Genomic DNA, 24,188 nt, shown 5'->3' with positions numbered 1-24,188 from the left:
AGGATGCGGGCATGAACATTCGGTACGCCTGCGCCCCTGATCACGTTGCCACGATGGGCACCGACGAGTTGCGGAGCCGCTTCCTCGTCGAGGACCTCTTCGTCGACGGCGAGGTGAATTTCGTCTTCTCCCACATCGACCGGGTGCTGGTCGGCGGCGGTGTGCCCACCACTGAACCGCTGGTCATCCCGACGCCCGAGGAACTCCACACCGATTCGCTGCTGGCCCGCCGCGAGCTGGGCATCATCAACATCGGCGAGGAGGCCGAGGTCAGCGTGGACGGCGAGACCTACACGCTGCCGACCACCGGCTGCCTCTACGTCGGGCGCGGCTCCGGCGAGGTCACCCTGTCGGCGCCGGGCCGGTTCTACCTCTACAGCGCCCCCGCGCACACGGCGTACCCGACGACCTTGGTGCGTCCCGAGGACGGCAACGTACGCGAGCTGGGCGACCAGCTCACGTCCAACCGCCGCACGCTGCACCAGTACATCCACGAGAACGGCGTCAAGAGCTGCCAGATCGTGATGGGCTTCACCGAGCTGCACCCGGGCAGCATGTGGAACACGATGCCGGCCCACACCCACGACCGGCGCATGGAGGCCTACCTGTACTTCCGCGTGCCCGAGGATGCCCGCGTCGTGCACCTGATGGGGGAGCCGAGCGAGACCCGGCACCTGATCGTCAGCAACGAGCAGGCGATCCTGTCGCCGAGCTGGTCGATCCACAGTGGCGTCGGCACCTCGGCGTACGCCTTCGTGTGGGCGATGGCCGGCGAAAACCAGGCCTTCGACGACATGGACCACCGCCCGATCACCGAACTGCGCTGAGGCCGGTGCCGGATCTGGCGGGGCTGCAGGTCGTAAGCGGGGTGGCCCGCCTCGGCGACCACCAGCTGAGCGTGCTCGACGAGGCCGGCAGGCCCGCGACCTGGCTGGAGGACCGCGTCGACATCGACGAGGTCGAGTCCGACTTCTCGCTGCCCGGTGGTGGCCAGCTGACGCTGCGCCACCACCTGCCCGACGGCGATGGGCCGTGGCTGCTGCGGGCCAGCCTGTCGGCGGGCGCACAGCCAGCGACCGTACGCCTGGCGGCCCAGGGTCCGGGCGCCTGGGCATGGGGTGGCGGCGCCCACGGCTTCCTGTCCTGGCTGGGCGCCGAGCCGGTCGGGCTGCGGATGCAACGCGGCACGCTGCCGCTGGCGCAGGGCCCGGGGGCCGCGATCGAGTTGCGCGTCGAGGCGGGCCAGCGGGGGTTGTGGAGCCTGTCGGGGCAACGATTCGCCACGGTGACGGCGCTGCGGTCCCACCTGTTGCCGCCATGGTGGCCGGCGATCGACCTCGCCACCGGTGAAGACCCCGAGCTCGAGCTGCCCGATGCGGCCATCGAGGTGCAGGAGGTGTCGCTCGACGGCGAGGAGCAACAGACCTGGCTGGTCCACCAGGCCGACGGCACCACGATCGTCGAATTCAGCCAGCAGCCCACCTGGCGACCGGCGAACCTGCCCGCCTCCGGGCGGTTGCCCGACGCCGCCGCGCGCGTGTTGGCGCAGGAGTGGCTGCGTAGCGGCGCCGATGACGCCGAGGCTCTCGAGGCGGACCTGGACCGGGCCACCGAGGTCGGCGAGGGGCCGCTGGCCGTGGTGGCGGCAGTGGGGGACGCGCTGCGGTGGGGTCGCGACGAAAGCCTGGTGGTGGCGGCGCTGACGGCTTGCCCGGCGGTCCCGGGGGCCGGGCTGGCCGCGGTGCAGGCGGCCACGATCACGCCGGGGGCGGCGCTGGCGACGCTGCGCCGGGTGGCGCCGGCCCTGCCCGATGAGGTCGCCACGGTGCTGCAGCGTGCCGACGCCGCGGTGGCCGAACGCTGGGCCGCCATGGTGGGGCACGGTCTGCCCGGCCGCGGGCCGGCGTCGGCGCCGGAACGGGCCATCGCGACGGTGGCGCTGGCGCTGCTGCCCGAGCCGGTCCAGCTCGACCTGGGCCCGGCCTGGGGGATGACGCCGGGGGAGTTGGCGAGCCTGCATCGGCGGCGGCTGTTGGCGCGCGAGCCGGAGCCGGAGGTCAGGGCCTGGCTCACGCTGTTTCCCTGAGGGTCAGCCGGGCGGGCTCATGCCCTTCGGGTCGTAGCACCCGCGCCATCGCGATGGTGGACTCAGTCGGCGTGGGTATGCACAAACGACGGTCAGATCGACCAGTTTGCACCGCCTAGCTGCGACCTACCGCCGCTGGGGCGCGGTTTTCGAGACAGACTGGCGCTCAGCGAGCCCGATCAGCGCCGTCGCAGGTGCCAGATGCCCGCAGTGATCGTCGCTCCTATGACCACCAGTGGCGCAGCCGCCGTGGGTTCACCGGTGTCCGGGAGTCCCGGTCGGCTGCTGCCGCCGGTCGACGAGGACGTCACCGACGCGCTCGGGGAGGGGTCCCCCGAGGTGGCCGGGTGCGTCGCGGACGGCTCGGAGGTCGGCGCCGGGGTCTGCGTGGGCCCCTGGGTCGGCGTCGGGGTCGGCGTCTCCTCCGGTGTGCCGGGGTAGCGGAACAGGTGGGCGCCGGCGCTGAAGTAGAGGTCGCCGACCGGGTCCACCACGAACTCGCTCACGCCCGTCACCAGTCGGGTCGGCTCGCCGGTCTCCGGATCGATGCGGAACACGTTCGACCCGGCGTGGCCGTACATCGCCTGTCCGGACTCGGACCAGCCCAGCGTCGCCCACTTCCAGTAGGTGCCGTCGACTCGATAGCGCGGCGCCACCGTCCCGGTCACCTCGGCCTCACCGGTGGCGGGGTCGTAGACGAACAACGAGTCCTCGCCGACGCCCCAGACCTTGCCGTCGGGGTCGACAGCCAGGCCCGTGATGCCTTCCCGGCCGCCCTCGACCGGCTCGATCCGCGAGACCACCTCGCGGGTCTCCGGATCCCACACGATCAAATCGGCGCGGGTCGGCTCAGCCTCGGGTGCACCGTTGCCGCCGTCCAGCGTGGTGCCGATGTAGACCAGCTGGTCGACCGGGTTGTACGCCACCGAGATCACGCTCTGGTCCACGGTGATCTCGGTGGTCAACCAGGTGACCTCCTCGGTGGCGGTGTCGTAGATCATCAAGCCGCCCTGGTTCTTGCCGTAGCCGGCGACGGTGCCCATGTAGACCTCGCCCCGGTCGGGGTTGTAGTCCATCGTGAAGGGCCGGTCCTGACCCTCCTTGACGCCCTCGGTGATGAGCTTCGGTTGGCCGCTCTCCAGCGGCATGTCCCAGAACTGGGCGTTGCCGTAGGAGCCCAGATAGAGCTTGTCGCCAGCGGTGACACCACTGAAGAAGCCCGACCGCTCGGTCTTGTACTCGTGGTTCTCGCCGGTCTTGTCGGCCTTCGCCAACCCGCCGTACGCGCCACCGATCCACAAGGTGTTGTCGGGGCCGTTGATCAGGGTGCGCAGCACGGTCGGCTGCTGGAAGTCGATCTCCTTCCGGGAGACGATCTCGGCGGTCTTCAGGTTGGCGATGATGACGTTGCCGACCTCGGTGCCGTAGAGCATCGGCGTACCGTCGACGACCGCGATCTCCGCGTTGGAGACATAGGAGGTCAGCTGCAGCCCGGTGGTGGCGGTCTCCTTGGTGGCGACGTCGTACTGCCACAGCTGCAGGTCCGGGCCGGAGTAGAGGATCTGGCCCGGCTCGGTGCCCGCCCAGGAGTGGTGACCGAAGAAGCGGTTGGAGCTCTCCGGCTCCCAGAAGTCGATGGTGCCGTCGAACTGCATCACCAGCATCCGCAGTCCGACCTGGGCCACGATCCGGTCCTCGACGATGTCCATCCGGCCGAACCACTCGCCGGTGTCGTTGAGGCCGGGCACGGTCGTGTCGTCGGCGAAGAGGGTCACCTCGCCGTGGCCGCCGTCGGCGATGCTCCAGAGCGTGGGGTGCTGACCGCCGGTGCCGACGTACAGGGTGTCGGTCTCCTCGCGATAGGCGATGGAGTGGATGTACTCCTCGTCAGGATCGACGGCGTGGAGCAGCGTGATCTCGTCGGTCGCGGGATCGTACTGATAGAGCCGGGAGTCCGGGTAGGCGCCGATGAACATCGTGCCGTCGGGGCCGGGTGACAGGCCGAAGACCTCGGAGTTGCCCTCATTGGGGTCGATGACACCGAGGTTGCGGCACTCCTGGGTTTCTGGGTCGTATTGCCAGAAGTCGTCGTTGTAGAAGGTGCCCCAGTAGATCTTGCCGTCGGAGGCCTTGTTGAGGTTGCGAGCATGTTCGGCGCCCTCCAGGGTGCAGGTGCGCAGGATTTCGCCGGTCTCCACGTCGGTGACGGCGAACACGGCCGGATACTCCGAGGTCGCGACGCCCTTGTAGACCTGATAGTTCATCCAGCGGCCGTCCTCCTGGCCCAGCGCGGACTGGCTGGGGCTGTGGGAAGTGACCGGCGTGCCGAGGTGCTCGATGGCCGGATCCTGGTCGAGGATCGCCTGGACTCGCGGGTCGGTCGGCTCGGTCGACTGGGCGTACACCGGTGTCAGGCCGGTGTCCAGCAGAGCCAGCGCGGCGGTGATGACGAGAGTGGTGAGCCAGCCCCGACCGGTGCGGACCGGCGAGACGGTGTGGGTGGGTGCGGGGTGCATGGAACCCTCCGTTGGGTGGTGGTGAGGCTCACGCTAGGGCCGGCGCGACCCGATTGCAACACTTGTGCAACATTGCGGACGGTTGCGGATCGGACTCGACGGGGTCCGTCGGTCAACCGAGCCGAAGATCAACAAAACGGCTGATGGATTCGTCACGCCGGGGTGGTGAGGTGGTTGGTGTCGCCATCCCAAGCAAGGAGAACCCCGTGAATCGCCTGTTCACCGCATCCGCCCTCTACACCGTTCTCGGCCTGGCCGGAGGCCTGTTCTATCGGGAACTGACCCGCAGCCACGAGTTCGCCGAGGACAGCCAGCTCGGGCTGGTCCACACCCACTTCTTGGTGCTGGGCACCGTCTTCCTGCTGGTCGTGCTGGCCCTGGAGAAGGTGTTCGCGATGTCACGGAGCAAGCTGTTCGGGTGGTTCGAGATCACCTTCCACATCGGCCTGGTCCTGACCGGCGTGATGATGGCGGTGCGCGGCTCCATGACGGTGCTCGGCACGCCGCTGACCAGCCCCGCCTTCGCCGGTATCTCCGGGCTCGGGCACATGTTCCTGACCGCCGCCTTCATCCTGTTCTTCCTTGCCCTGCGCAAGGCCATCAAGGCCAGCCAAGCCACTGTCGAGGCGGCCGCCCCGACTGCCGAGCCCGCGCTCAGCTGAGCTCGATCGCGTCGGCCAAGGCATCGCCGACGGCGGCTCGGATCGGCTGGATCGAGAGCCCGTCCCGGGTGGGATGCACCCGGTTGGTCAGCAGGATCGCCCAGGCCCGTGCCGCGACGTCGATCACCATCGAGGTGCCGGTGAAGCCGGTGTGACCAACGGCTCGGGCACCCGGCCGGTTGGCCAGGCGGCCCATGAAGCGGGGCCGATTGGCCTCCAGTCCGAGTTCATCGGTGGTCAGTCGGGCCCACGAATGCGCCGACAGCAGCTGCCCGCCGACCAGCCCACGGGCGAACCGGTCCAGGTCGGCCGCAGTCGAGAACAGGCCCGCGTGCCCGCTGACACCATCCAGCAGCCAGGCGTTCTCGTCGTGGACCTCGCCTCGCACCATGCCGCGCGGGTGACCGCGCAGCGCAGTGGTGGAGTCCTCGGTCGCGACCGCGTCGGCCGGATTGATCGGCCCGAATCCAGTGGCGGTCATCCCCATCGGGCCGGTGATCCGGGTGCGCACCAGCTCGGCCCACGCGGTGCCGGTGGCTCGCTCGGCGATCCAGCGCAGCAGCATCGGTCCCAGGTCGCTGTAGGTGTGGGTGCCGACCGGAGCGGCCAGCCCGGCGCCGGCCACGGCCGCCAGTGGGTCGCTGAGGTCGTGGTGCCACAGCTGGATCATCGCCGGCAGTCCGGAGGTGTGGCTCAGCAGGTGGTGCAGGCGTACGCCGTCCTTGCCGGGGCCGGCGAACTCGGGCAGATGTGCCACCACCGGATCGGTCAGGGCCAGCGTGTCGGTCTCGGCGAGTTGATGGATCACCACGGCGGTGACCACCTTGGTGATCGAGGCCAGGTCAAACCGGTGTCGGTCGGTCACCTCGACACAGTCCTGGGCAGGCAGCGGGGTGGTCGCATCCCGCCAGTACGCCGCCCAGCCGCCGGTGCGGTGCAGACGTACGCCATCACTGTCGCCGACCAGCAGGCTGGCGGCGGTGTACGCCGTCCGCGGGCCTCCCGGCGCCTCCGGGAGTTCGGCGGCGACCAGCCGCCAGGCCGCTTCCACAGGTGCGATGCGCATGCGGCCAGCATCGCAGGTTGTTCAGCCCAACCAGCCCTGCTCCGTCGCGACCGCCACCGCTTCGGCCCGACTGCCGGCGCCGAGCTTGGCAAAGATCGCCGACAGGTGGTTGCGCACGGTGCCCTCCGACAGGTGTACGCGGGCCGCGATCGCAGCGGTGGAGCCGCCGGCCGCGGTGGCGGTGAGCACCTCGATCTCGCGTGCCGACAGCGGGTTGGGGCCGGCGCTCAGGCTGGCGGCGGCGAGCTCGGGATCGACGGCGCGCAGGCCGGCGGCGACCCGGCGGATGCCCTCGATCAGGGTATCGGCGGGGGAGTCCTTGACCATGAAGCCGACCGCCCCGGCCTCCATCGCGCGGCGCAGGTAGCCGGGCCGACCGAAGGTCGTCAACACGATCACCCGGGTGGTCGGCGAGGCAGCCAGCACCGCTGCCGTCGCGGCCAGGCCATCCGCAGGCCCGCCGTCGCCGGTCGGCATCTGGACATCCATCAACACCACGTCGGGGTGCAACTCCGCGGCGGCAGCGACCACCTCGGCGCAGTTGCCCACCTGTCCCACCACGACCAGGTCGGACTCGAGGTCGACCATGGTCGCCAACGCGGCGCGGATCATCGTCTGGTCATCGGCCAGGAGCACCCGGGTGCCGGGGACAGCTCCGGTCATGTCATCACGCTCGCCTCGACCAGCGTCCCGGGACGTCGGGCATCGGTCGATCCGGGCGTCAGGCTGAGACTGCCGCCGGCGGCTTCGAGGCGTTCTTGCAGTCCGCGCAGACCGTTGCCGGCCGCGGCCCGGATTCCCTGCCCGTCATCCCGGATCCGTACGCCGGTGTCGGTCACCTCGATGCTGCAGTGGCGAGCGTCGGCGTGCCGGACCACATTGGTGACGGCCTCGCGGACCGCCCAGCCGAGCAACTCGCTGCGTTCCTCGGTCAGGTCGGGCACGGTCGGGGAGATCGTCACGGCCACGTCGGCGGCTTCCAGCACCGCTCGGGCGGTGGTCAGTTCGTGGGGCAGTCGCACCTCGCGCATCCCGGTGACGGTCGCGCGTACGTCGATCAAGGCGTCACGGGCGAGGCTCTCCACCTCGGCCATCTCTCGCTCGGCAGCGGCCGGATCCTGCTGGGCCAGCCGCCTGGCCAGCCCGGCCTTGACTGCGACCGCGGTCAACGAATGACCGAGCAGGTCATGCAGGTCGCGACCGATCCGCTCCCGTTCGGCGGCGACCGCCAGCAGCGCATTCTCGGCGCGCACCGACCGCAACTCGTCGGCGACTTCGGCGTTGTGGCCCCACATCACCACCGAGTAGGCCATCATCACGGCCATCAGGTTGAGGACCAGGCCGGTCGGGTTGTTGGAGAAGTAGGCCACTGCCAGACAGATCAGTCCGATCGGGGCGATGGCAAAGCGGGAGATCCGCCAGGGCAGTGTCGCGGCCAGCGCGATCGAGAAGAAGGGGTTGAAGCTCACCACCGCCGCACCGAGCTGGGGGGTCAGCAGCAGGAAGAGGGCGGTGATGGTGCCGGCGTACGCCAACCGGGTCCGCAGCGACCACGGGCCGGAGAAGCTGGCGGCGACGTAGCACAGCCCAAAGCCCGTCAGCAGGGCAAAACCGAAGACGCGCGGCAGTGCAGGTTCAGACCACAGAGCGGCGTAGCCGAAACCCAGGAAGGGCAGGCAGGCCAGATAAATCGGTAGCCCGCCGCGTACCCCGGTCCGCAGCCACCCCCGCAGCTGCGACCCCACCGCGGCACGTTCCTGACTGGCGTCGGCTGTCATCGTCCTCATCGCTTCGACATACGAATGGCCTGACGGTAGCCGATCGCGGCCATGACGCCGAGCACCACGGTCCAGGCCAGCAGCACCAGCACGCCGGCCAGCGGCGGCCCGGTCTCCAGCAGCGGGGAGCGGCCGATCTCGCCGATCCAGTAGGACGGCAGCCCCTTGGCCATCGTCTGCATCCAGCCGGGGAACATCTCGACCGGCATCCACAACCCGCCGAGCGCGGCGAGTGCCAGCATGAGCAACGTGACCACGGCGCCGGCGGTCTCCGGCTTCAGCCAGACTCCGACGGCGACACCGAGCACCACCATTGGCAGCAGCGACACCCACACCAGTGCGCCGCTGGTGAGGAACGTCGCGACACTCAGGTCGACCCCGGTGGCGATGCCGAGCAGATAGACGACCACGATCGCCGGCAGCACCTGCACCATCGCGCCGACAATCTTGGCGATGGTGAACTCCTGCGCCGTCAGGCCCGTGATCATCAGCTGACGAAACCAGCCGGAGCGCTGCTCGTGCTGGATCTGGGCGCCGGCCGACATGGCAGCACCCATGGAGCCGTACGCGGCCATCGACACCATCATGTACGCCTTCGCCTCCGGACCACCCGTCTCCGGGCTCCCGAACACCTCGGAGAACAGCAGATACAACGAGGCCGGCATCACGATCGTGAAGATGACGAAGCCGAGTTCCGACATGGCCACGCCCAGGTTGGCGAAGAGATAGTGCAGGCCGGGTCGGGTGCGGGAGGTACGCCCGGTGTCTACGGGTGCGGTGGTGGTGGCGGTGGTCACGGGGGACTCCTTGGGGTTGGTGGGGAATCGGGTCAGGCCGCGTGGTCGGCCGGTTCGTCCGTCTCGGTGGGCGCGTCCTCGCCGGTGATGCGGACGAAGACGTCCTCGAGGCTGGTCGTCGACAGCGCGTAGTCGCGGGTGCCCGGCCGCCTGACCGCGGCCCGCAGGGTGGCATCGGAGTCGTCGGTCGTGAGCCGGACCTGGTGGCCGTCCAAATCGACATCGGTCACGCCGGGCAGCTGCTGCCAGTCGGTGTCCCCCGTGGCGTCGTCGGTGCGCAGGCTGACCACAGTGGTGCCGAAACGCTGCTTGAGTTGGGCCGGCGTACCGTCGGCGACGACCCGACCATGGGCCATCAGCACGATCCGGTCGGCGAATTCGTCCGCCTCGGGCAGGTAGTGGGTCGCGAAGACGATGGTGCGATCTCGGTCGGCGATGCCGCGCATCTGGTCCCAGAACGCGCGCCGGGCCGTGACATCCATCCCGACGGTCGGTTCGTCGAGCAACAGCAGGTCCGGGTCGGACAGCAGCGCCAGCGCAAACCGGGCCCGCTGCGCCTGCCCGCCGGAGAGTTTGGTGGTGCGGGTGGAGAGGATGTCCCCGACGCCGGCCCGCTCGACGACCTCGGCCAGCGGCAGCGCGCGCACGTGCAGACCGCGCGCCAGCTTCAGCATCCGCCCCACCGTCACCGACTCCAGCAGCGCCCCGGCCTGCAGCATTGCGCCGACCCGGCCCGCGCGCACGGCGGGCACCGCAGCGCCGCCGAAGAGCCGGGCCCGGCCGCTGTCGGGACGGGTCAGCCCCAGCATCACCTCGGTGGCGGTGGACTTGCCGGCACCGTTGGGGCCGAGCAGCGCCACCGCTTCACCCGGTTGGATGGTCAGCGACAGGTTGTCGAGGGCTCGGACGCGGCCATAGGTCTTGGTCAACTGGTCCAACTGCACTGCGGGAGAATCCATGACTCCAGACTCGCCCCGGCAGCGCTGCCCGACCATGGGGAGCTGTCACGAATCACCCGTGACAGGTGTCACGGTTCTCGCTGTCGGCGACCGCAGCAATCGGTTGCCGTGGGCATTCGACTAGGCTGGCGCGGGTGACTGAGACATTGTTCGGCGTTGCCCGCGAAATCATCACCCCGCCCGCACCGATGCGGTTGGCCTGCACCGGTGACTTCGACAGCATCTATCGCGACGTCCATGACGAGGTGTACGTCCGCACCCTGGTGCTGCGGCGCGGCGAGCACACGGTGGTGTGGGTGTCCTTCGACCTGCTCTTCCATGACCGCGCCCTCAACCGGGACATCCAGGCGTATGCCCAGCAGCGGCACGGCATCGACCCCGAACTGGTCATCGTGGCGGCGGTCCACAACCACAACGCGCCGGCGGTCGAGAGCTACAACCCCGGCCGCGGCGAACCGGCGTACGAGAGCCTGCTCCGGGAGCGAGCGATGTCCTCCCTGGACCGGGCGATCGCCCAGTTGCAGCCCGGCGACGTCAGCCTGGCTCGCGGTGACATCGACCTCAACGTCAACCGTCGCGTCGTCACCGACGAGGGGGTGACCATGGCCCCCAACCACGAGGCTGCCCGGGACACCGAGATGACGGTGCTGCAGGTGCACGACCGGTCCGGGCTGCTGCGGGTCGCGATGGTCACCTACGCCTGCCATCCGGTGTTCTATCCGGACCGGCAGGTGCTCACCAGTGAGTTCCCGGGCCGGCTGTGTCAGCTGCTGGAGGCTCGCCACTACGGCTGCACTCCGATGTACTTCCAAGGCGCCGCCGGTGACGCCCGGCCGGTCGCGACCATCGTCGGTGACCACTTCGAACCGCGTGACTTCGGTGTCGTCGACGCGTTCGCCCAGGATCTCGCCGACCGGGTGGATGCCCTGCTGGAGGCGCCGAGCGAGCCGATCGAGTTGGCGCCGCGGGGGATCGAGTTCACCGTGGAGCTGCCCCTGGACGTACGGGATCGCGCCGAGTTCGAAGCGCAGGCTGCCAACACCGCACTGGGCGCCGGGCATCCGAATGTCACCTGCGGTCGGATCATGGCCGAGCACTACGACAGCCAGGCCCACGCGCTGCCGCTGCACTGCAGTCTGGTGGAGCTGGCGCCGGGGATGGTGCTGGCCACCATGGGCGGCGAACCGTGCAACGACCTCAAGGAGATCGTCCGCGAACAGGTCGGCGGCGAAGTCTGGTTCATTGGGTACACCGACTGTTGCGCCTACATCGTCAGTGACCGCATGGTGCGCGAAGGCGGCTACGAGGCGTACTCATTCTGGTCCTTCGGCAACCTCGGACCATTCTCGCCGGGCGTCGATGACCGGGTCCGAGCTGGCTTCGGGCAGGCCTGGCAGCAGCTGAGCCGCTGAATCAGGACGGCCGGCCTCAACCGTAGATCGCCTTCGCTCCGGGGTCGGAGACGAACATGTCGTGGTGGTTGTGGCCGGCGCCGGGCACATAGAGCAACTGCTGCGTACGCGCGAGGGTCTCGGCGCCATACAGCTCCTGGAGGTAGGCGAAGTACTGCTTGCCGCGGATCAGTCGGTTGGGGCCCTGGGCCCGGGCTGCACAGGTGGCATCCATGGACTTCGACTGCGGGTCGTTGTCCCGCTCACCCAGCAGATAGACGACGTTGCGGGTGCCGAAACGGGCGGTGAAGGACGTGGCCGAGCCGGCGTGGCTGACGTAGCGGTTGGGCTTCTCCAAGCCGTAGCGGTAGTCGTTGAAGCCCGGGCAGCCCTCGATCGGGAACGGGCGGGTCCGGTCCAGATAGAGGTAGGACGACGGGTTGACCACCACGTAGCGGTGCGCCTCGACCCGGCTGGTCACGGCCAGCCGGTGGGTGAATTGGCCGCCGCCGGAGAAACCGACGACGGTGACGGGGATGGTGCCGGCCTCGCGGATGATCTGCTCGACCACCTCGAAGGAGGACAGGTCGGTGCCGATCGCATCATCGCCCTGGGACCAGCCCAGGAAGGTCCAGCGCAGCTGGCGCGGGAGTTCGGGGCGCTCCTTGACCCGGAAGAAGGGCGAGACCACCAGGACGTTGCGGGCCTTGGCCCGTTCGGCCGAGTCGAGGGCGGAGCCGGCGATCCGGCAGGAGTCCTGGTCCAGCCCGTGCACGCTGATGACGATCTCGTTGACGGCCGACAGGTCCGTCAGGTCACCGTTGGAGCAGTAGTCAAGGTCCCCTTCGGGCAGCCGCAGCGTCTTCATCTTTGGTTCGGGATAGACCTGCGCGGCGGTGGCGATCGGGGCCTGATCCTTGGCGACGGCGCCATGCACCTTCGGCGGTTGCGGATCGGCGGCTTCGGTCGCGCGAGGAACGAACTGAAAGATGACCAACGCCAGCATGACGGTCGACAGGACGCCGCTCAGGGCGAGCCATCCGCGTCTGCGCATCAATCCTCCGGGGCGGGCATTCTTCTGGAAACCGGCGGGCCTGCTGGAAACCGGCGGGCCTTCTGGAAAACGGGCAGGGGCGTACGCCCCGAACAATCATCTGGAGCCATTGTGCGGTGCAGATCGGTGAAAGTACATCACGTGGGGCCGATGATCGTGGCGCAAAGCGGACAACACTCCCGGGCAGTCCGCAGCGAGGGATCAGGCGGGGACGAGTTCAGGCAGGGACTTGGGCGTCCCACTGCCGGATGAACTCATCGGTGAGCGTGAGGACGTAGGCGCGGGCGAGATGGTTGGCGTCGCGATAGACGTACACATTGCCGAGCACTGCCGGACACAGGTCGAGCGGGCACAGATAGTTGGACATGTCCATCGTGTACGACCCCGGCAGCTCGTAGGGGATCTGCACCTGCGGGTCGATGAGGGCGAGCTTCTCCTCCCGCGGGCGTACGCACTGGGGTGAGTCGAGGCCGTTGAGCTGGACGCATTCGGGCATCTCCCACCAAAAACGTGGGTTGTCACGCATCGTCACGATGGTGGTGCCGGCCTCGTGGACCGGGCGCAGCGCATCGATCAGCCCCGGTGTCAGCCGGTCCGGCAGGTCCGGGTGGCCCTGGGTGCCGATGGTGAAGACGATGTCGGGCTTGAGTTCCAGCAGCCATGCGCTGACCTTCTCGCCGTACTGCAGGCAGTCCTCACCGATCGGGTCGGGATAGTCGCGGGTGGTGTAGCGGCAGAACGGCTTCCATACCATGATCAGGTGCCAGCCGCGAGCCTCGGCCATCGGACCCAGCACCGTCATCCAGTCCCGGGTGTGGGAGTCGCCGACCATGGTCACCACCTTGGTCGGGGTGCCGTCGGGGACGACCTCCTCGCACTGTTCGCCATCGGGCAGGACGGGGACCTGGCTGCGGTCACAGGCCGGATACTCGGTGGGGCCGTCATCACGGACCCGGACATCACCCGGTGCTGGGGCGCCGCGGCTGGGGGCAGCGGTCGGCGGGTCCGGTGCGCCGGGGGTGACCGCGCCAGCGCCCGGTGACGGATCACCGATGCGCACCTGCAGGTCGAGCATGGTGGTCCACCCCTGCACGGTGCCGACGCCCAGCAACACCGCCACCGCGATGACGGCGACACCGCCGCGTTTGGTCTGCACCATGTCGATCTGCTGGAAGCGTTCCTCCACCAGCCACGTGGTCAGTTCGGTCAGAGCGAGCGCCAACAGAATCACGCTGATGCCGCCCACGATGCCCGCCTCGGGCTGTTCGGTGACCCGCAGATACAGCATCAGGATCGGCCAGTGCCACAGATAGAAGCCGTACGCCCGCGATCCCAGCCAGGTGAAGGGGCGCTGCGACAGCAGTGCCGCGGCGCTGAACCGGCCCGTGTCGTGGGCCAGCAGAATCGCCGTGGCGCCCAGCACCGGCATCAGCGCAGCGGGGCCGGGGAAGGCTTCGTGGCCGACCAGCAGGGGAGTGCTGATCACGGCAAGCAGCCCCGCCCAGCCGAGGAGGGTTGCCGCGATCGCCGGTAGTCGCGGGATCGCGATGACGGCGATGACGCTGGGCAGCGCAAACTCCCACGCGCGGGCCATGGTGTCGAAGTAGGCGCGGCCCGGCACCAGCAAGGTCTGCTGCCAGGCGTACACGAAGGAGACCACCGTGATCGCCCCGAAGACCGCGATCAGATAGGGCCGCAGCGCCACCCCGAACCAGCGGCGCAGCAGTAGCCCCAGCACCATCAGCAGCGGCCAGATCACGAAGATCTGTCCCTGGATCGACATCGACCAGAAGTGCTGGAACAGGCTGGCGCTGGAGTCGGCGCCGTAGGTGACGGTCTGGTCGATGAGGGTCCAGTTGAGTGAATAGAACAGGGCTGCCAGCGCGTGGTCCCAAGCTTGGCCCCAGCGCACCGGCGGCAGCACGATCGCGGCGCCGATCAGGGTGGCGATGATGACGATGACGGCGCTGGGCAGCAGCTGGCGAAACCGGCGTACCAGGTAGTTGCTCAAGCTGAAGTCGTCCTGCTTGCGGAAGAAGCTCTGTGTCATCAGGTACGCCGACAGCAGCAGGAAGACGTCGACGCCGCCGCTGATCCGGCCTTGCCCCCAGATGTGAAATCCGGCCACCATCGCGATCGCCAGGCCGCGCAGGCCCTCGATGTCGCGGCGCCGTTTTGTCCGTGACGGCTTGGCCTGGTTGGGCTTTGCTTCCGAGGCCCCGGTGCGAGGGGTCGTTTCGGCGGCGGTCCCAGTCGCAGAGGCAGTCGTCATGAAGTCAGCTCAGATCGCGCATTCGGTGCAAGGTCGGTCGAACCCGAGCTTAGCGACACGGTGGCCGGCCACGGGCGCCCCGGTGGGAGGCCTCCGAGGGGATGCCGCCGCCGAGGGGAGGAGTGGAGCGGATGACGGGAATCGAACCCGCGTAGCCAGTTTGGAAGACTGGGGCTCTACCATTGAGCTACATCCGCGCGCTGTGGTGGACCACCAAGTGTGGACCGCAGCAGTCGGCAGTGTAGCGCACCACAACGGCGAAACCGCTACAGTTGCAGCGGAGCCGACGGATGGTCGCGCCCCGGGGCGTAGCGTAGTGGCTAGCGCGCCTGCTTTGGGAGCAGGAGATCGCAGGTTCGAGTCCTGTCGCCCCGACACCTGGACGAGGGTTCTGATACGCCCAACGGCGGGGCACATGCCCCGCCGTTCGTCGATTCACGCCCGATTCTTCTGGGCGTCCGGATGGCCGATCAGCCCTGGCCGCCCTAATCGGCTGGAATCGGCTGGAACCCCGTGTCGGCGACGGTGTACGCGATGACGTCACAACTTGGTCACGACCCGGCGCCAGCGAAAGTGCAGGGGCTGGTTTGGCCGCAGGGGAGGGGATCGCGGTAGCATTCTTCGGTCTGTATGCCTTGCCCGCCGGGTGGGGTGGCCGCCGGGGCGGTGCCCTGGCCCCAACGATCTATCAGGAGTACCCCGTTGCCGACCACTGTTGAGCAGCTCGAGGACACCCGGGTCAAGCTGACCATTGAGGTGCCGTTCGCTGATCTGAAGCCCACCCTGACCAAGGCCTACAAGGAGATCGCCCAGCAGGTGACGATTCCGGGCTTCCGCAAGGGAAAGGTGCCGCCGCAGGTGATCGACCAGCGATTCGGCCGGGGCCTGGTGCTGCAGGAGGCGATCAACGAGTATCTCCCCACCGCGTACACCAATGCGGTGCAGGAGACCGAGATCATCCCGATGGGTCAGCCTGACGTCGACGTCACCGAGCTGGAGGACGGCAAGCACGTCATCTTCACCGCGGAGGTCGACGTACGCCCCGAGTTCACCATCCCGGCGCTGGAGGGTGTCACCGTCGAGGTCGAGAACCGTGAGGCCGACGACGAGCTGCTCGAGCGCCAGATCACCACGCTGCGTGAGCGCTTTGCGACCGTCAACCCGGTCGACCGCGCCGCCGCCGAGGGCGACCAGGTCACCATCGACCTGTCGGGCGTCCAGGACGGCAAGGAGCTGGATGAGGCCAAGGCCGAGGGTGTCAAGTACACCGTCGGTTCCGAGGGCATGCTCGATGGTCTCGCCGAGGCCGTCACCGGCCTCAAGGCCGGCGAGTCGGCCGAGTTCCACACCACGCTGGTCGGCGGCACCCTCAAGGGTGAAGAGGTCGACATCACCGTGAACGTGACTGAGGTCGCCGAGCGCGACCTGCCCGAGGTGGACGACGACTTCGCGCAGATGGTCTCCGAGTTCGACACCGTGGAGGAGATGCGTGAGGACCTCAACAAGAACCTCGAGCAGATCAACCGCAATCAGCAGCTGACCCAGGCTCGCGACAAGGTGCTGGAGCACCTGATCGCCGAGATCGGCATGCCGCTGCCCCAGAAGCTTGCTAAGGCCGAGTTCGAGGCCCGCAAGCAGCAGATCACCCAGCAGCTCGGCCAGGCCGGCGTGACGCTGGAGGCCTACCTCGCCGACAATGACGAGGAGCCCGATGACCCCGAGGAGTTCTGGGAGTCGATCCGTCAACGCAGCGACGATGCCATCAAGGCCCAGATGGTGCTCGACAAGGTCGGCGAGGACGAGGAGATCACCGTCGAGCAGGCCGACCTGACCCAGCACATCTTCCAGCGCGCCCAGCAGTCGGGCAGCTCGCCGGAGCAGGAACTCCAGCACATGATGGAGCACAACCACGCCCAGGAGTGGATGGTCGAGATCCGCCGCACCAAGGCGCTGCAGTTCCTGTGCGAGCAGGTCACCGTCAAGGACGCCGACGGCAACGAGATCGAGTTCCCCAAGGCCGAGGAGCCCCAGGCCCCCGGGGCCGAGGGGGCTGAGTCGGCCGATTCGCCCGACAGCCCGGACTCACCGGATTCCCCGGACAGCCCCGACTCGCCGGATTCCCCGGACAGCCCCGACTCCGCGGAGTGAGCTGCCAGCTCTGAAGCTCTGAACGGCCCGTCGCAGTTGCGGCGGGCCGTTCGCTTCTCCGTGAGACCCGGGCTGGAAACCATGCCGCCCGCGTTGGGTTGCGGAGGCGGACGTCAACCTCAGCATCGAGCTGGTCGGTTGTCGGCGCAATCGACAGATGCTTCCGGAATGGTGACCCTCGCCCCCGGGAGGTGTGACCACCACTCCCGGCAGTCCCATGCCTCGTACGCCGTCATCGGCCCCAGCGGTCGGCGGCGGTGTCGTCCCGCCTGACCCGGGAAGACCACCAAACAGATCGCGACTTAGCCGAAGCAGGTCCAACAGCCCCTGGGTGCGCGACCGCTGCCCAGGGACGGGCGCGGCCATGGCCTGGCTCTCACGGAGTGCGGCGGGATGCTGTCATGACACAGAAGATTTCTGACCGAACCGCTTGCGGCCGGCTCTCGAGCCCGGATACCGTGATCCTGCATCGGCGCATCACCGGTTCTCAACAAGAGGATTCGTGCGTACAGCATGATCTCATCAAAGGAGAAGGTTCATGAGGAAGCGAGTGGTGCGACTGCGCTTTTTTGCAATCGTAGCTGGGTTGACGCTCTCAGCGGGCGGCGGAGCTAGCGCAGATGCAGGGAGTAATCTCTGCCCCGCGTACAGGGCATGTCTGTATGCAGACAAGGGCTGGGTAAATCTCCTCGGGTATCGGAGCGGTGGTGGCGGAATTGTGAATGTCTCCGCGGCCGCAAATGACAGGATGACGGCCTACGAGAACAAGACGACATCCCACGGACGGTGGTACCACGGCCCCAACGGTTCCGAAAAGTGCGTGAACATGCACAGTCAGACCGAAGACAACGAGGTCAGCTGGAATGACAACGACAGGTTGACGTCCTGGGCGACCAACGGCACCTGCCCCTGAGGGCGGCGCAGCGGGAGTGGCGTGTCGTGCCCCCGCTGCTGCCTGCACAGTCGATGAGCTTAAGGGGAGGGTAATGATCGCTCTGGACAAAGTTTCACGGAGCTACGCAACGCCATTCGGTCGAGTTGACGCAGTTCGCGAGGCCAGTGCCGAGATGGGCTCGGGGGAAATGGTCTGCCTGATGGGCCCGAGCGGGTCGGGGAAGTCGACCTTGCTGAATCTCATTTCCGGGATTGATGTGCCTGATGACGGGTGCGTTATGGTCGACGACCTGCAGGTCAATAAGCTCGGCGAGGAAGCGCGCGCAAAGTTTCGTTTGGAACATGTGGCGGCGGTATTTCAGGACGACAATCTCATTGCTGAGTTTCGTGCGGTTGAGAATGTCGAATTGCCGCTGTTGGCGCGGGGTGTGAGTCGCGGTGAGGCTCGGGAGCGTTCGGTGGCCGCGATGGCTGAGGTGGGCATTGCCGAGTTGGAGCAGCGGTGGCCAGGCCAGATGTCCGGTGGACAGCGACAGCGAGTGGGCATCGCTCGCGCTCTGGCGGGAGCCCTGCCAGTGCTGGTGGCGGACGAGCCGACCGGGGCGCTCGACACCGAAAACTCGGATGCCCTCTTCCTGAACTTGGCCGGCTTGGCGCACGACCATGGCATGTGTGTCGTAGTTGCCACTCACGATCAGGCTGCCACCAAGGTCGCTGATCGGGTGCTCACGATTCGTGACGGGCGGATCGAACCGTGAGGCCGGCCGGTCGGCTGGTCGTCTTGTGGATCCGGTCGTCGGAGCGCTGGTGGGCGGGTCTGTTGGTCGGGCTGACCTGTGCGCTGCTGACGTCGATCTACATTGTGCTGAACGCCTTCGTGCTGAGTGGGCCTCAGGCGGCAGAACAGGCGATGGGATCGGCCGACTATCAAGTTTCTGTGGGCCCCCGGGGCCCCGGGGGGTCGGATGTCCCCGAGCAGGTGGACCGAGCTCTGAGCGAGTCGGGTGCCACTGATGTGCAAGTGATGACCGTGGTTCGCGGCGTTCCTCTCGACGGTGTCCGCGTGTCGGGGCTGGCGACCGGACTGCAGGACGTGCTGTCGCTCCGGCAGTATGAGACGGGGGAACGTCCGAGCTATTTGTCGCTCGTCGACGGTCGATGGCCGCAGCGCCCAGGCGAGGTGGTTTCTGAAGAGCTGGCCGGCCGCCTTCCGGCGACTCTGACGGCCTTCTCCGGTGGAGTACGGCTCGAGCTCGTCGGGGTTTACCAGAACCGATACGCGACTCGGGCCTTCGGCTTGATCTCGGCGGTCGGGACCTGGGAACTCATCCCCGCCGTCAGTGCCGAGCGGTTCGGCGTGGAAGCATCCACTGTCATTTCTTGGCGGGGCGGCGATCCGCGCATCGCCCTCCAGGCCATCGCGCGAGTCTCGGGGGAGCCCGAGGACGTGCTGCAGACTTCCTTCGATGACCGCGAACAGTACTTGGAGGATCCTCCTCGCACGCTGGTTGAGCGCATCCCCGCACTTCTGACCTATCCGTCCATGGCGCTCGGCTTGGTGGCTGGCCTCACCGTCGCTGGCCTGATCGCGCCGAAGCTGCGGCGTCAGCAGGAGTCACTCGGCCGTGTCGGACTACCCAGGGCGAGCACGCTTTCAAGTGGTCTGGCGGTGGTCTCGGCCGTGGTGACGGGCAGTGCCGTGGCGGGGGTTGCGGCTGGTGTGGCGATCGGAGCGATGCTGCGGGTGACCGTCGTCCCCATGGTCCTGACGCAGCCGATCTCGCCCTTCCCTGCGGTGGGGGCGACGGCGGCGGTCATGGTGGCGTGTTCGGTCCTGGGTGGTGCTGGAATGGCGCTGCTGCGGATGGCACCAAGAGGGCGGGTTGATGAGCCGATTGCCGAGGCTGGGCCGAAGTCGCCGGCGCCATGGTCGACGGTGCTGCGACATGGCGCCGTGCTTGGTCTGGTGATCCTGCTGGTCGTCAACGCGGGCCAGGCCGACAACGGGCTGACCGAGGCGGTGCTGTTCGGATTTGGGCTGACCGTGCTGGCCGCAATGCTGGTGCCAGATGTGGTGCGCATTGCGGTGGGATTGGTGCGGCTTCCGGGGGTCAACGGCATGATGGCCTCCCGGCTGCTGGCTTGGCAACGAGGACGAGTCGCCGTCATCGCCGTGATCATGGCGATCACCATGGGGTTTCCGGCTTCCCTCAGCATCCTGGTGGCGACGGTGCAGTACTCGACGGCCGCCCAAAGCGTCCTTCCCCCCGGCCAGGCGGTCCTCAGTGCGGGCAATGCCCTGCCGGACCAGTCGGTGGTGGAGGCCGTCGAGAGCGCCGCCGGACTCGATGCGCCTGTCGTCGTGTCCCGCTGGGAGGGATTCATGGTGGGGTCACAGTCAAACGCCTTCGGCATCATCGTGGTCGACTCGGTCGCCGACCTGGAGCGGATCAACGGCGGTCCGGTCAGTGCGTCCACAGCACAGGCCTTCGAGGGGGGAGCATTGGTGGACTTCAGCGGCGCCGAGGGGGATCTGGCCGTCGAGGTCGGCGAGTCCCGACAACCTGTGCCGACCGTCCACGAAGACTTCTCGCAGGCGTGGGCCCGCACGGCTGGTGGTGCGTTGATCGCTCACCGCGCCGAAGCGCTCGGTGGGCGCGTGACCCCGGAGTCGCTGCTCTACACCGGCGTCACCGATGCTCAGATCGCCCAGATGACCCAAGCGATCGTTGATGCGGGACACAATCCCGGCATGTTGACCTATCATGCGCCGCCGCCACCGCCGGAGACCCCGTGGGAGATGGTCGGGGCAACCGTGCTGTTCGGGCTGGTCGGGGTGTTCAGTGCCTTCCTCACGACCAGAGCGTTGGGCCGCGCCATCCGGCGCCACGGGGCTCAGTTCCTCGCAGTTGGGCTGCCGGGGCGTACGGCTCGGGTGGTGTTGACGACGCAGATCGGGTTGCTCCTCGCGATCGTTGTGCCATTGGCCCTGATCGTGGGCCTGTTGCCGAGCGTCTTGTTCGTCGCCGCGCGACACGACTACACCCTCTACGTGCCGGCAACCACCTTGATCGCGGCCGTCGGCTGCATCGTGGCGGTCATGGGCTTCGCTTCGCTGGGGGCGCTGGCCGGCATCCGAGCACGAGACCGGCTCGCCGACACCTTGGTCTAGGGTCCCTGGGGCATCAGCGTTCCCGGCAGACCAACGCCTCGTACGCCGCCATCGGGCTCCGGCGGTCGGCGGCGGTGCCGTGCACCACCTCGAGGTCCAGGTTGCGCTGGCGCCGGGGGAGGGGGCGGGGTCGCAGGTTGATCTCGATGAACCAGCGCTCGCCCTGCCACTCGCGCCACCACGCGAAGTAGTCGCGCACGTGGGTGTCGACGAAGCTGATCGACCCCAGCCGCAGCGCCCGGTGTTCCCGGCGCAGGGCGATCAGGTCACGCGTCCAGCTCAGCACCGAGGCGGGATCGGCTTGTTGCTCAGCCACGGACCAGCCGGTGCCGGATTCGTGGAAGCCGATCCACGGCGTACCGGTCGTGAAGCCGTGGGATGCGCTCGCGTCCCAGCGCATCGGCGTACGCGCGTGGTCGCGGCTGCCGGCCATCACCTCGACCCAGCCATCGACCCCGGCGGTCGCCCGTTCGGCCAAGCGGTTGAGCGACTCGACGTCCCGCAGGTCGGCCGGCCCGGAGAAGGCCTGATTGGCGGCACCAATCTCCTGGCCCTGATAGAGGAACGGCGTGCCCCGCATCGTCAGCTGGATGGTCGCCAACGCCTTCGCCACCCCGGCCCGGTGGCTGCCCTCCGGGTCGACCTTGGAGACCATCCGGGGATTGTCGTGGTTGTCCCAGAAGATGCTCATCCATTCCCGGCTGCCGAGCCGGGACTGCACGTCCAGATAGTGCGCCTTGAGATCGTTGAGGTCATAGCGATAGTCGTCGAAGCGCTGCTTGCCCGGCGCCTCGAGGTGGTCGAAATTGAAGACCAGGTCGAGCTCGCCGCGGTCCTGGTTGGTGAGCAGCCGCCCCACCTCGACGCCGACCCCTGGCGTCTCGCCGATCATCACGCCGACGTTGTCCGTGTCGGCGGGGTCGGTGAAGCCGGTACGCCGCAACTCGGCCAGATGGTCGTGGAGCCGAGGGCCGTGGAAGTAGTGCTCGACGCCGGTGAAGCCCATCAGTTTGCCGACGAACGTGTTGCCCTGCGGCAGCTGCGGCGCCTTGGAGATGTAGTTGATGACATCGAGCCGGAAGCCGTCGACACCACGGGCCCGCCACCACTGCACGATGTCGGCCACCTCGGCGCGGACCGCCGGGTTGTCCCAGTCCAAATCGGGCTGCTCGGGCGCAAACAGCCGCAGCGCCCACCGCTGCGCACCCTCGAGCCATCGCCACGCCGGCCCGGAGAAGAAGGAGGTCCAGTTGTTGGGCGGGGCATCAGGTGAGCCCTCCCGCAGGAAGTAGTACGCGCCGTAGGGACCGTCGGGATCACGCCTGGCCTCCTGAAACCAGGGGTGCTGGTCAGAGGTGTGGTTGACGACCAGGTCGAGGATGATCCGCATGCCGCGGTCGTGGCAGGCGGCGATGAGTTCGTCGGCATCGGCGAGGCTGCCCATCTGCGGATCGATCGCGCGATAGTCGGAGACGTCATAGCCGTTGTCGGCGCCCGGCGAGGCGAAGATCGGCGACAGCCACAGGCAGTCGACGCCCAGCCCGGCGAGGTGGTCCAGCCGGTCGATGATGCCGCGCAGATCACCTACCCCGTCGCCGTCGGCGTCGGCGAACGACCGCGGATAGACCTGATAGAAGACGGCCTCCTTCCACCAGGTCGGCTCGGTGGGCCCGGTGTCGACCGGCGGCGCCGGCGGGCAGGCGTTGACCAGGTCGATCACCACTTCCAAGAAGCCCGTTCCCACCACCGGACGGGCCAGCCGTGCCAGGGTCCGCAGCCGCAGCCGGGACACCGCCGGGTTGGTGACCCAGGCCCGGCCGCGGCCCAGCTGGAGCAGCACCTTGTCCACGACATCGCGCCCCAGCGGCCGGGCGTACAGGTCGGCGATCCGCGAATCCAACGTCAGCGGCGCATCAGGCTCGGGCATCGGGGTTCTCCTGGGCTTCGGCGGCGCCCTCCCGGGCGCGCAGGTCGGCGACGATCTCGGCGTACCGCTGCTCGTCGAGGCGATAGGTCCGGTGCAGGATCAGCCAACTCACCGCCATCAGGACCATCGGCACTCCCATCATGACGACCTTGAAGAGCTCCAGTCCCGCCTGGCTGACGTCCGTGGGGCTGGCGGCGTCGGCGATCCCCGACGCCAGCAGGGCCAGGCCGACCAGCGCGCTGCCCAGCGCATTGGATCCCTTGTAGACGAAGGGTTGCAGCGACACCGTGATCGACTCGTTGCGGCGCCCCAGCTTCCACTCGCCGTATTCGACGCAGTCGGCGATGAAGAGCAGCATCAACAGCTGGATGAAGGCCTGCCCCACGAAGAGCGCGGTGCCGGCCACTGCGATGAGCCACATCCGGGAGCCCGCCACCCAGAAGAGCGCCAGCCCGACCAGGCACAGCACCGTGGCCGCCGTGTGGGTCCGCAACCGGCCCAGCCGCCGCGAGACCAGCGGAAAGATCGCCAGGCCGACCAGCTGGGCCACGCCCAGGATCAGGGCGAAGACCGAATACATGCCCTCGTCGCCGTGGACATAGCGGAAGTAATAGATGCCCAGGCTGGTCGGCACCATGTAGCCGGTCATGAAGACCAGCATCGCCAGCGTCGCCCACAGCAGCTGGTCGTTGCGCACGATCACCCACAGCAGCTCGCGTACGGGGGTGGCGACCGGGGCGGCCGTGACCTGTTCGCGGGCGAAGACAACGGTGAGCAGCTGCAGCGCCAGCATCAGGCATGCCAGAACGGCGGCGTACGCGAGCCACCCCAGCCTGGGCTCGCCGAGCAACTCACCCAAGGCGGTGGTGACGGGCACCACCCCCACCACGACGCTGAACAGGCCGATGTTGGCGCAGATCCTGGCCACGACACCGATGGCTTCGCGTTCGGACTGGCTGCGCGACAGCGCCGGCAGCATGCCGTAGAAGGAGATGTCATTGATGGTGTAGGCGATCTCCCACACCAGATAGACGACGGTGAAGGCGATCAGGAAGCCGACGCCCTCAGTGCCGAGGTCCCAGAACATCGCCACCGTTGCCAGCGCCCAGGTCACCGCGCCGATGAGGATCCAGGGCTTGAACTTGCCCCAGCGGGTGCGGGTGTTGTCGACAATGATCCCCATCACCGGATCGTTGACCGCATCGAAGACGCGCATCACCACGATGATGACAGTGACGGCGATGATGGTGCCACGCGACAGGTCCAGCACCTCGGTCAGGTAGTACATGAGATACATCGACACCAGCGCTGCGGTCATGTCCCGACCCAAGGTGCCGATCCCGAAGCTGAGCCGATTGCGCCACCGTGCGTTCAGGCCCGTGGTCGGTCCCAGCGGTGCGGCTTCGCTCGCTGGCGGCAGTGTCATGGCTGCAGTCTGGCAGGCCCAGCTCGGGATGTCCCGCGCT

Annotated in this window: 17 protein-coding genes and 2 tRNA genes; 8 read left to right on the top strand and 11 right to left on the bottom strand. The window is 68.1% G+C overall.

Annotation, left to right across the window (positions count from 1 at the left end; genetic code table 11):
- Positions 1-11: 11 nt before the first annotated feature.
- Together kduI and CGZ91_RS00850 are read left to right on the top strand one after the other, a co-directional pair.
- The gene (gene kduI, locus CGZ91_RS00855; RefSeq protein ID WP_094452116.1) at positions 12-827 is read left to right on the top strand and encodes a 5-dehydro-4-deoxy-D-glucuronate isomerase; all 816 of its coding nucleotides are present in this window, start codon (positions 12-14) and stop codon (positions 825-827) included.
- Between the two features lie 5 nt (positions 828-832).
- Positions 833-2,086: a serine/threonine-protein kinase gene (locus tag CGZ91_RS00850; RefSeq protein ID WP_094452115.1), complete on the top strand. Its 1,254-nt coding sequence runs from the start codon at positions 833-835 to the stop codon at positions 2,084-2,086.
- Between the two features lie 179 nt (positions 2,087-2,265).
- Here the strand turns inward: CGZ91_RS00850 and CGZ91_RS14160 are convergent, their stop codons facing one another.
- Positions 2,266-4,602, bottom strand: a complete 2,337-nt coding sequence (locus CGZ91_RS14160) for a ligand-binding sensor domain-containing protein (RefSeq protein WP_094452114.1) — start codon at positions 4,600-4,602, stop codon at positions 2,266-2,268.
- 206 nt (positions 4,603-4,808) lie between these two features.
- Between CGZ91_RS14160 and CGZ91_RS00840 the strand changes: the two genes are divergently transcribed.
- Positions 4,809-5,264 (top strand): DUF2871 domain-containing protein, encoded by a 456-nt coding sequence (locus CGZ91_RS00840; RefSeq protein ID WP_094452113.1) that lies wholly within the window; start codon positions 4,809-4,811, stop codon positions 5,262-5,264.
- Here the strand turns inward: CGZ91_RS00840 and CGZ91_RS00835 are convergent.
- The 5 genes from CGZ91_RS00835 to CGZ91_RS00815 are packed head-to-tail and all read right to left on the bottom strand — an operon-like array spanning position 5,257 to position 9,864.
- On the bottom strand, positions 5,257-6,330 hold the full coding sequence (locus CGZ91_RS00835) for a serine hydrolase domain-containing protein (RefSeq protein ID WP_094452112.1): 1,074 nt from the start codon (positions 6,328-6,330) through the stop codon (positions 5,257-5,259). The two genes, CGZ91_RS00840 and CGZ91_RS00835, sit on opposite strands and share 8 nt — an antisense overlap.
- A 21-nt stretch (positions 6,331-6,351) precedes the next feature.
- Complete coding sequence (locus tag CGZ91_RS00830; RefSeq protein WP_094452111.1) at positions 6,352-6,993, bottom strand: response regulator transcription factor; 642 nt, start codon at positions 6,991-6,993, stop codon at positions 6,352-6,354.
- A complete protein-coding gene (locus CGZ91_RS14445) occupies positions 6,990-8,117 on the bottom strand; it encodes a sensor histidine kinase (protein WP_229116342.1) in 1,128 nt (375 codons plus the stop codon). The genes CGZ91_RS00830 and CGZ91_RS14445 overlap by 4 nt, the downstream gene beginning before the upstream one ends.
- On the bottom strand, positions 8,114-8,905 hold the full coding sequence (locus CGZ91_RS00820; protein ID WP_094452110.1) for an ABC transporter permease: 792 nt from the start codon (positions 8,903-8,905) through the stop codon (positions 8,114-8,116). Before CGZ91_RS00820 ends, CGZ91_RS14445 begins: the two co-directional genes overlap by 4 nt.
- Positions 8,906-8,937: 32 nt before the next feature.
- The gene (locus CGZ91_RS00815) at positions 8,938-9,864 is read right to left on the bottom strand and encodes an ABC transporter ATP-binding protein (RefSeq protein ID WP_094452109.1); all 927 of its coding nucleotides are present in this window, start codon (positions 9,862-9,864) and stop codon (positions 8,938-8,940) included.
- A gap of 134 nt (positions 9,865-9,998) precedes the next feature.
- Here CGZ91_RS00815 and CGZ91_RS00810 point away from each other — a divergent pair, with 134 nt between their 5' ends.
- Positions 9,999-11,276 carry a hypothetical protein gene (locus tag CGZ91_RS00810; RefSeq protein WP_144008443.1) on the top strand — a complete coding sequence of 426 codons (1,278 nt, stop codon included), beginning with the start codon at positions 9,999-10,001 and terminating at the stop codon, positions 11,274-11,276.
- A gap of 16 nt (positions 11,277-11,292) precedes the next feature.
- On the opposite strand, the gene CGZ91_RS00805 is transcribed toward CGZ91_RS00810, so the two are convergent.
- From CGZ91_RS00805 to CGZ91_RS00795, 3 genes are all read right to left on the bottom strand, one after another.
- Positions 11,293-12,309, bottom strand: a complete 1,017-nt coding sequence (locus CGZ91_RS00805; protein ID WP_094452107.1) for an alpha/beta hydrolase — start codon at positions 12,307-12,309, stop codon at positions 11,293-11,295.
- Positions 12,310-12,526: 217 nt separating this feature from the next.
- Positions 12,527-14,581 (bottom strand): acyltransferase family protein, encoded by a 2,055-nt coding sequence (locus tag CGZ91_RS00800; protein WP_094452106.1) that lies wholly within the window; start codon positions 14,579-14,581, stop codon positions 12,527-12,529.
- 123 nt (positions 14,582-14,704) lie between these two features.
- Positions 14,705-14,778 (bottom strand) — tRNA-Gly (locus CGZ91_RS00795).
- Between the two features lie 105 nt (positions 14,779-14,883).
- Here CGZ91_RS00795 and CGZ91_RS00790 point away from each other — a divergent pair.
- From CGZ91_RS00790 to CGZ91_RS00775, 4 genes are all read left to right on the top strand, one after another.
- Positions 14,884-14,956 (top strand) — tRNA-Pro (locus tag CGZ91_RS00790).
- A 327-nt stretch (positions 14,957-15,283) separates the two neighbouring features.
- The gene (tig, locus tag CGZ91_RS00785) at positions 15,284-16,729 is read left to right on the top strand and encodes a trigger factor (protein WP_094452105.1); all 1,446 of its coding nucleotides are present in this window, start codon (positions 15,284-15,286) and stop codon (positions 16,727-16,729) included.
- Positions 16,730-17,715: 986 nt separating this feature from the next.
- Complete coding sequence (locus CGZ91_RS00780) at positions 17,716-18,381, top strand: ABC transporter ATP-binding protein (RefSeq protein ID WP_094452104.1); 666 nt, start codon at positions 17,716-17,718, stop codon at positions 18,379-18,381.
- A 266-nt stretch (positions 18,382-18,647) separates the two neighbouring features.
- The gene (locus CGZ91_RS00775; protein ID WP_144008441.1) at positions 18,648-20,795 is read left to right on the top strand and encodes a hypothetical protein; all 2,148 of its coding nucleotides are present in this window, start codon (positions 18,648-18,650) and stop codon (positions 20,793-20,795) included.
- A 13-nt stretch (positions 20,796-20,808) separates the two neighbouring features.
- Here CGZ91_RS00775 and CGZ91_RS00770 read toward each other — a convergent pair whose 3' ends face one another.
- Both CGZ91_RS00770 and CGZ91_RS00765 read right to left on the bottom strand, forming a co-directional pair.
- On the bottom strand, positions 20,809-22,722 hold the full coding sequence (locus tag CGZ91_RS00770) for an alpha-glucosidase (RefSeq protein WP_094452102.1): 1,914 nt from the start codon (positions 22,720-22,722) through the stop codon (positions 20,809-20,811).
- Entirely contained in the window at positions 22,709-24,148 is a 1,440-nt protein-coding gene (locus tag CGZ91_RS00765) for a glycoside-pentoside-hexuronide (GPH):cation symporter (RefSeq protein ID WP_229116341.1), read from the bottom strand. Before CGZ91_RS00765 ends, CGZ91_RS00770 begins: the two co-directional genes overlap by 14 nt.
- Positions 24,149-24,188 lie beyond the last annotated feature (40 nt).

The sequence above is a fragment of the Parenemella sanctibonifatiensis genome (assembly GCF_002250565.1).
GTDB lineage: Bacteria > Actinomycetota > Actinomycetes > Propionibacteriales > Propionibacteriaceae > Parenemella > Parenemella sanctibonifatiensis.
This window is presented reverse-complemented; position numbering and strand designations above follow the sequence as displayed.

Excerpts from the sequence above, each read along its gene's own strand:
- kduI (WP_094452116.1), top strand. The coding sequence starts at position 12 with ATGAACATTCGGTACGCCTGCGCCCCTGATCACGTTGCCACGATGGGC.
- CGZ91_RS14160 (WP_094452114.1), bottom strand. The coding sequence starts at position 4,602 with ATGCACCCCGCACCCACCCACACCGTCTCGCCGGTCCGCACCGGTCGG.
- CGZ91_RS00835 (WP_094452112.1), bottom strand. The coding sequence starts at position 6,330 with ATGCGCATCGCACCTGTGGAAGCGGCCTGGCGGCTGGTCGCCGCCGAA.
- CGZ91_RS00830 (WP_094452111.1), bottom strand. The coding sequence starts at position 6,993 with ATGACCGGAGCTGTCCCCGGCACCCGGGTGCTCCTGGCCGATGACCAG.
- CGZ91_RS14445 (WP_229116342.1), bottom strand. The coding sequence starts at position 8,117 with ATGAGGACGATGACAGCCGACGCCAGTCAGGAACGTGCCGCGGTGGGG.
- CGZ91_RS00815 (WP_094452109.1), bottom strand. The coding sequence starts at position 9,864 with ATGGATTCTCCCGCAGTGCAGTTGGACCAGTTGACCAAGACCTATGGC.
- CGZ91_RS00805 (WP_094452107.1), bottom strand. The coding sequence starts at position 12,309 with ATGCGCAGACGCGGATGGCTCGCCCTGAGCGGCGTCCTGTCGACCGTC.
- CGZ91_RS00800 (WP_094452106.1), bottom strand. The coding sequence starts at position 14,581 with ATGACGACTGCCTCTGCGACTGGGACCGCCGCCGAAACGACCCCTCGC.
- CGZ91_RS00780 (WP_094452104.1), top strand. The coding sequence starts at position 17,716 with ATGATCGCTCTGGACAAAGTTTCACGGAGCTACGCAACGCCATTCGGT.
- CGZ91_RS00775 (WP_144008441.1), top strand. The coding sequence starts at position 18,648 with ATGACCGTGGTTCGCGGCGTTCCTCTCGACGGTGTCCGCGTGTCGGGG.
- CGZ91_RS00770 (WP_094452102.1), bottom strand. The coding sequence starts at position 22,722 with ATGCCCGAGCCTGATGCGCCGCTGACGTTGGATTCGCGGATCGCCGAC.
- CGZ91_RS00765 (WP_229116341.1), bottom strand. The coding sequence starts at position 24,148 with ATGACACTGCCGCCAGCGAGCGAAGCCGCACCGCTGGGACCGACCACG.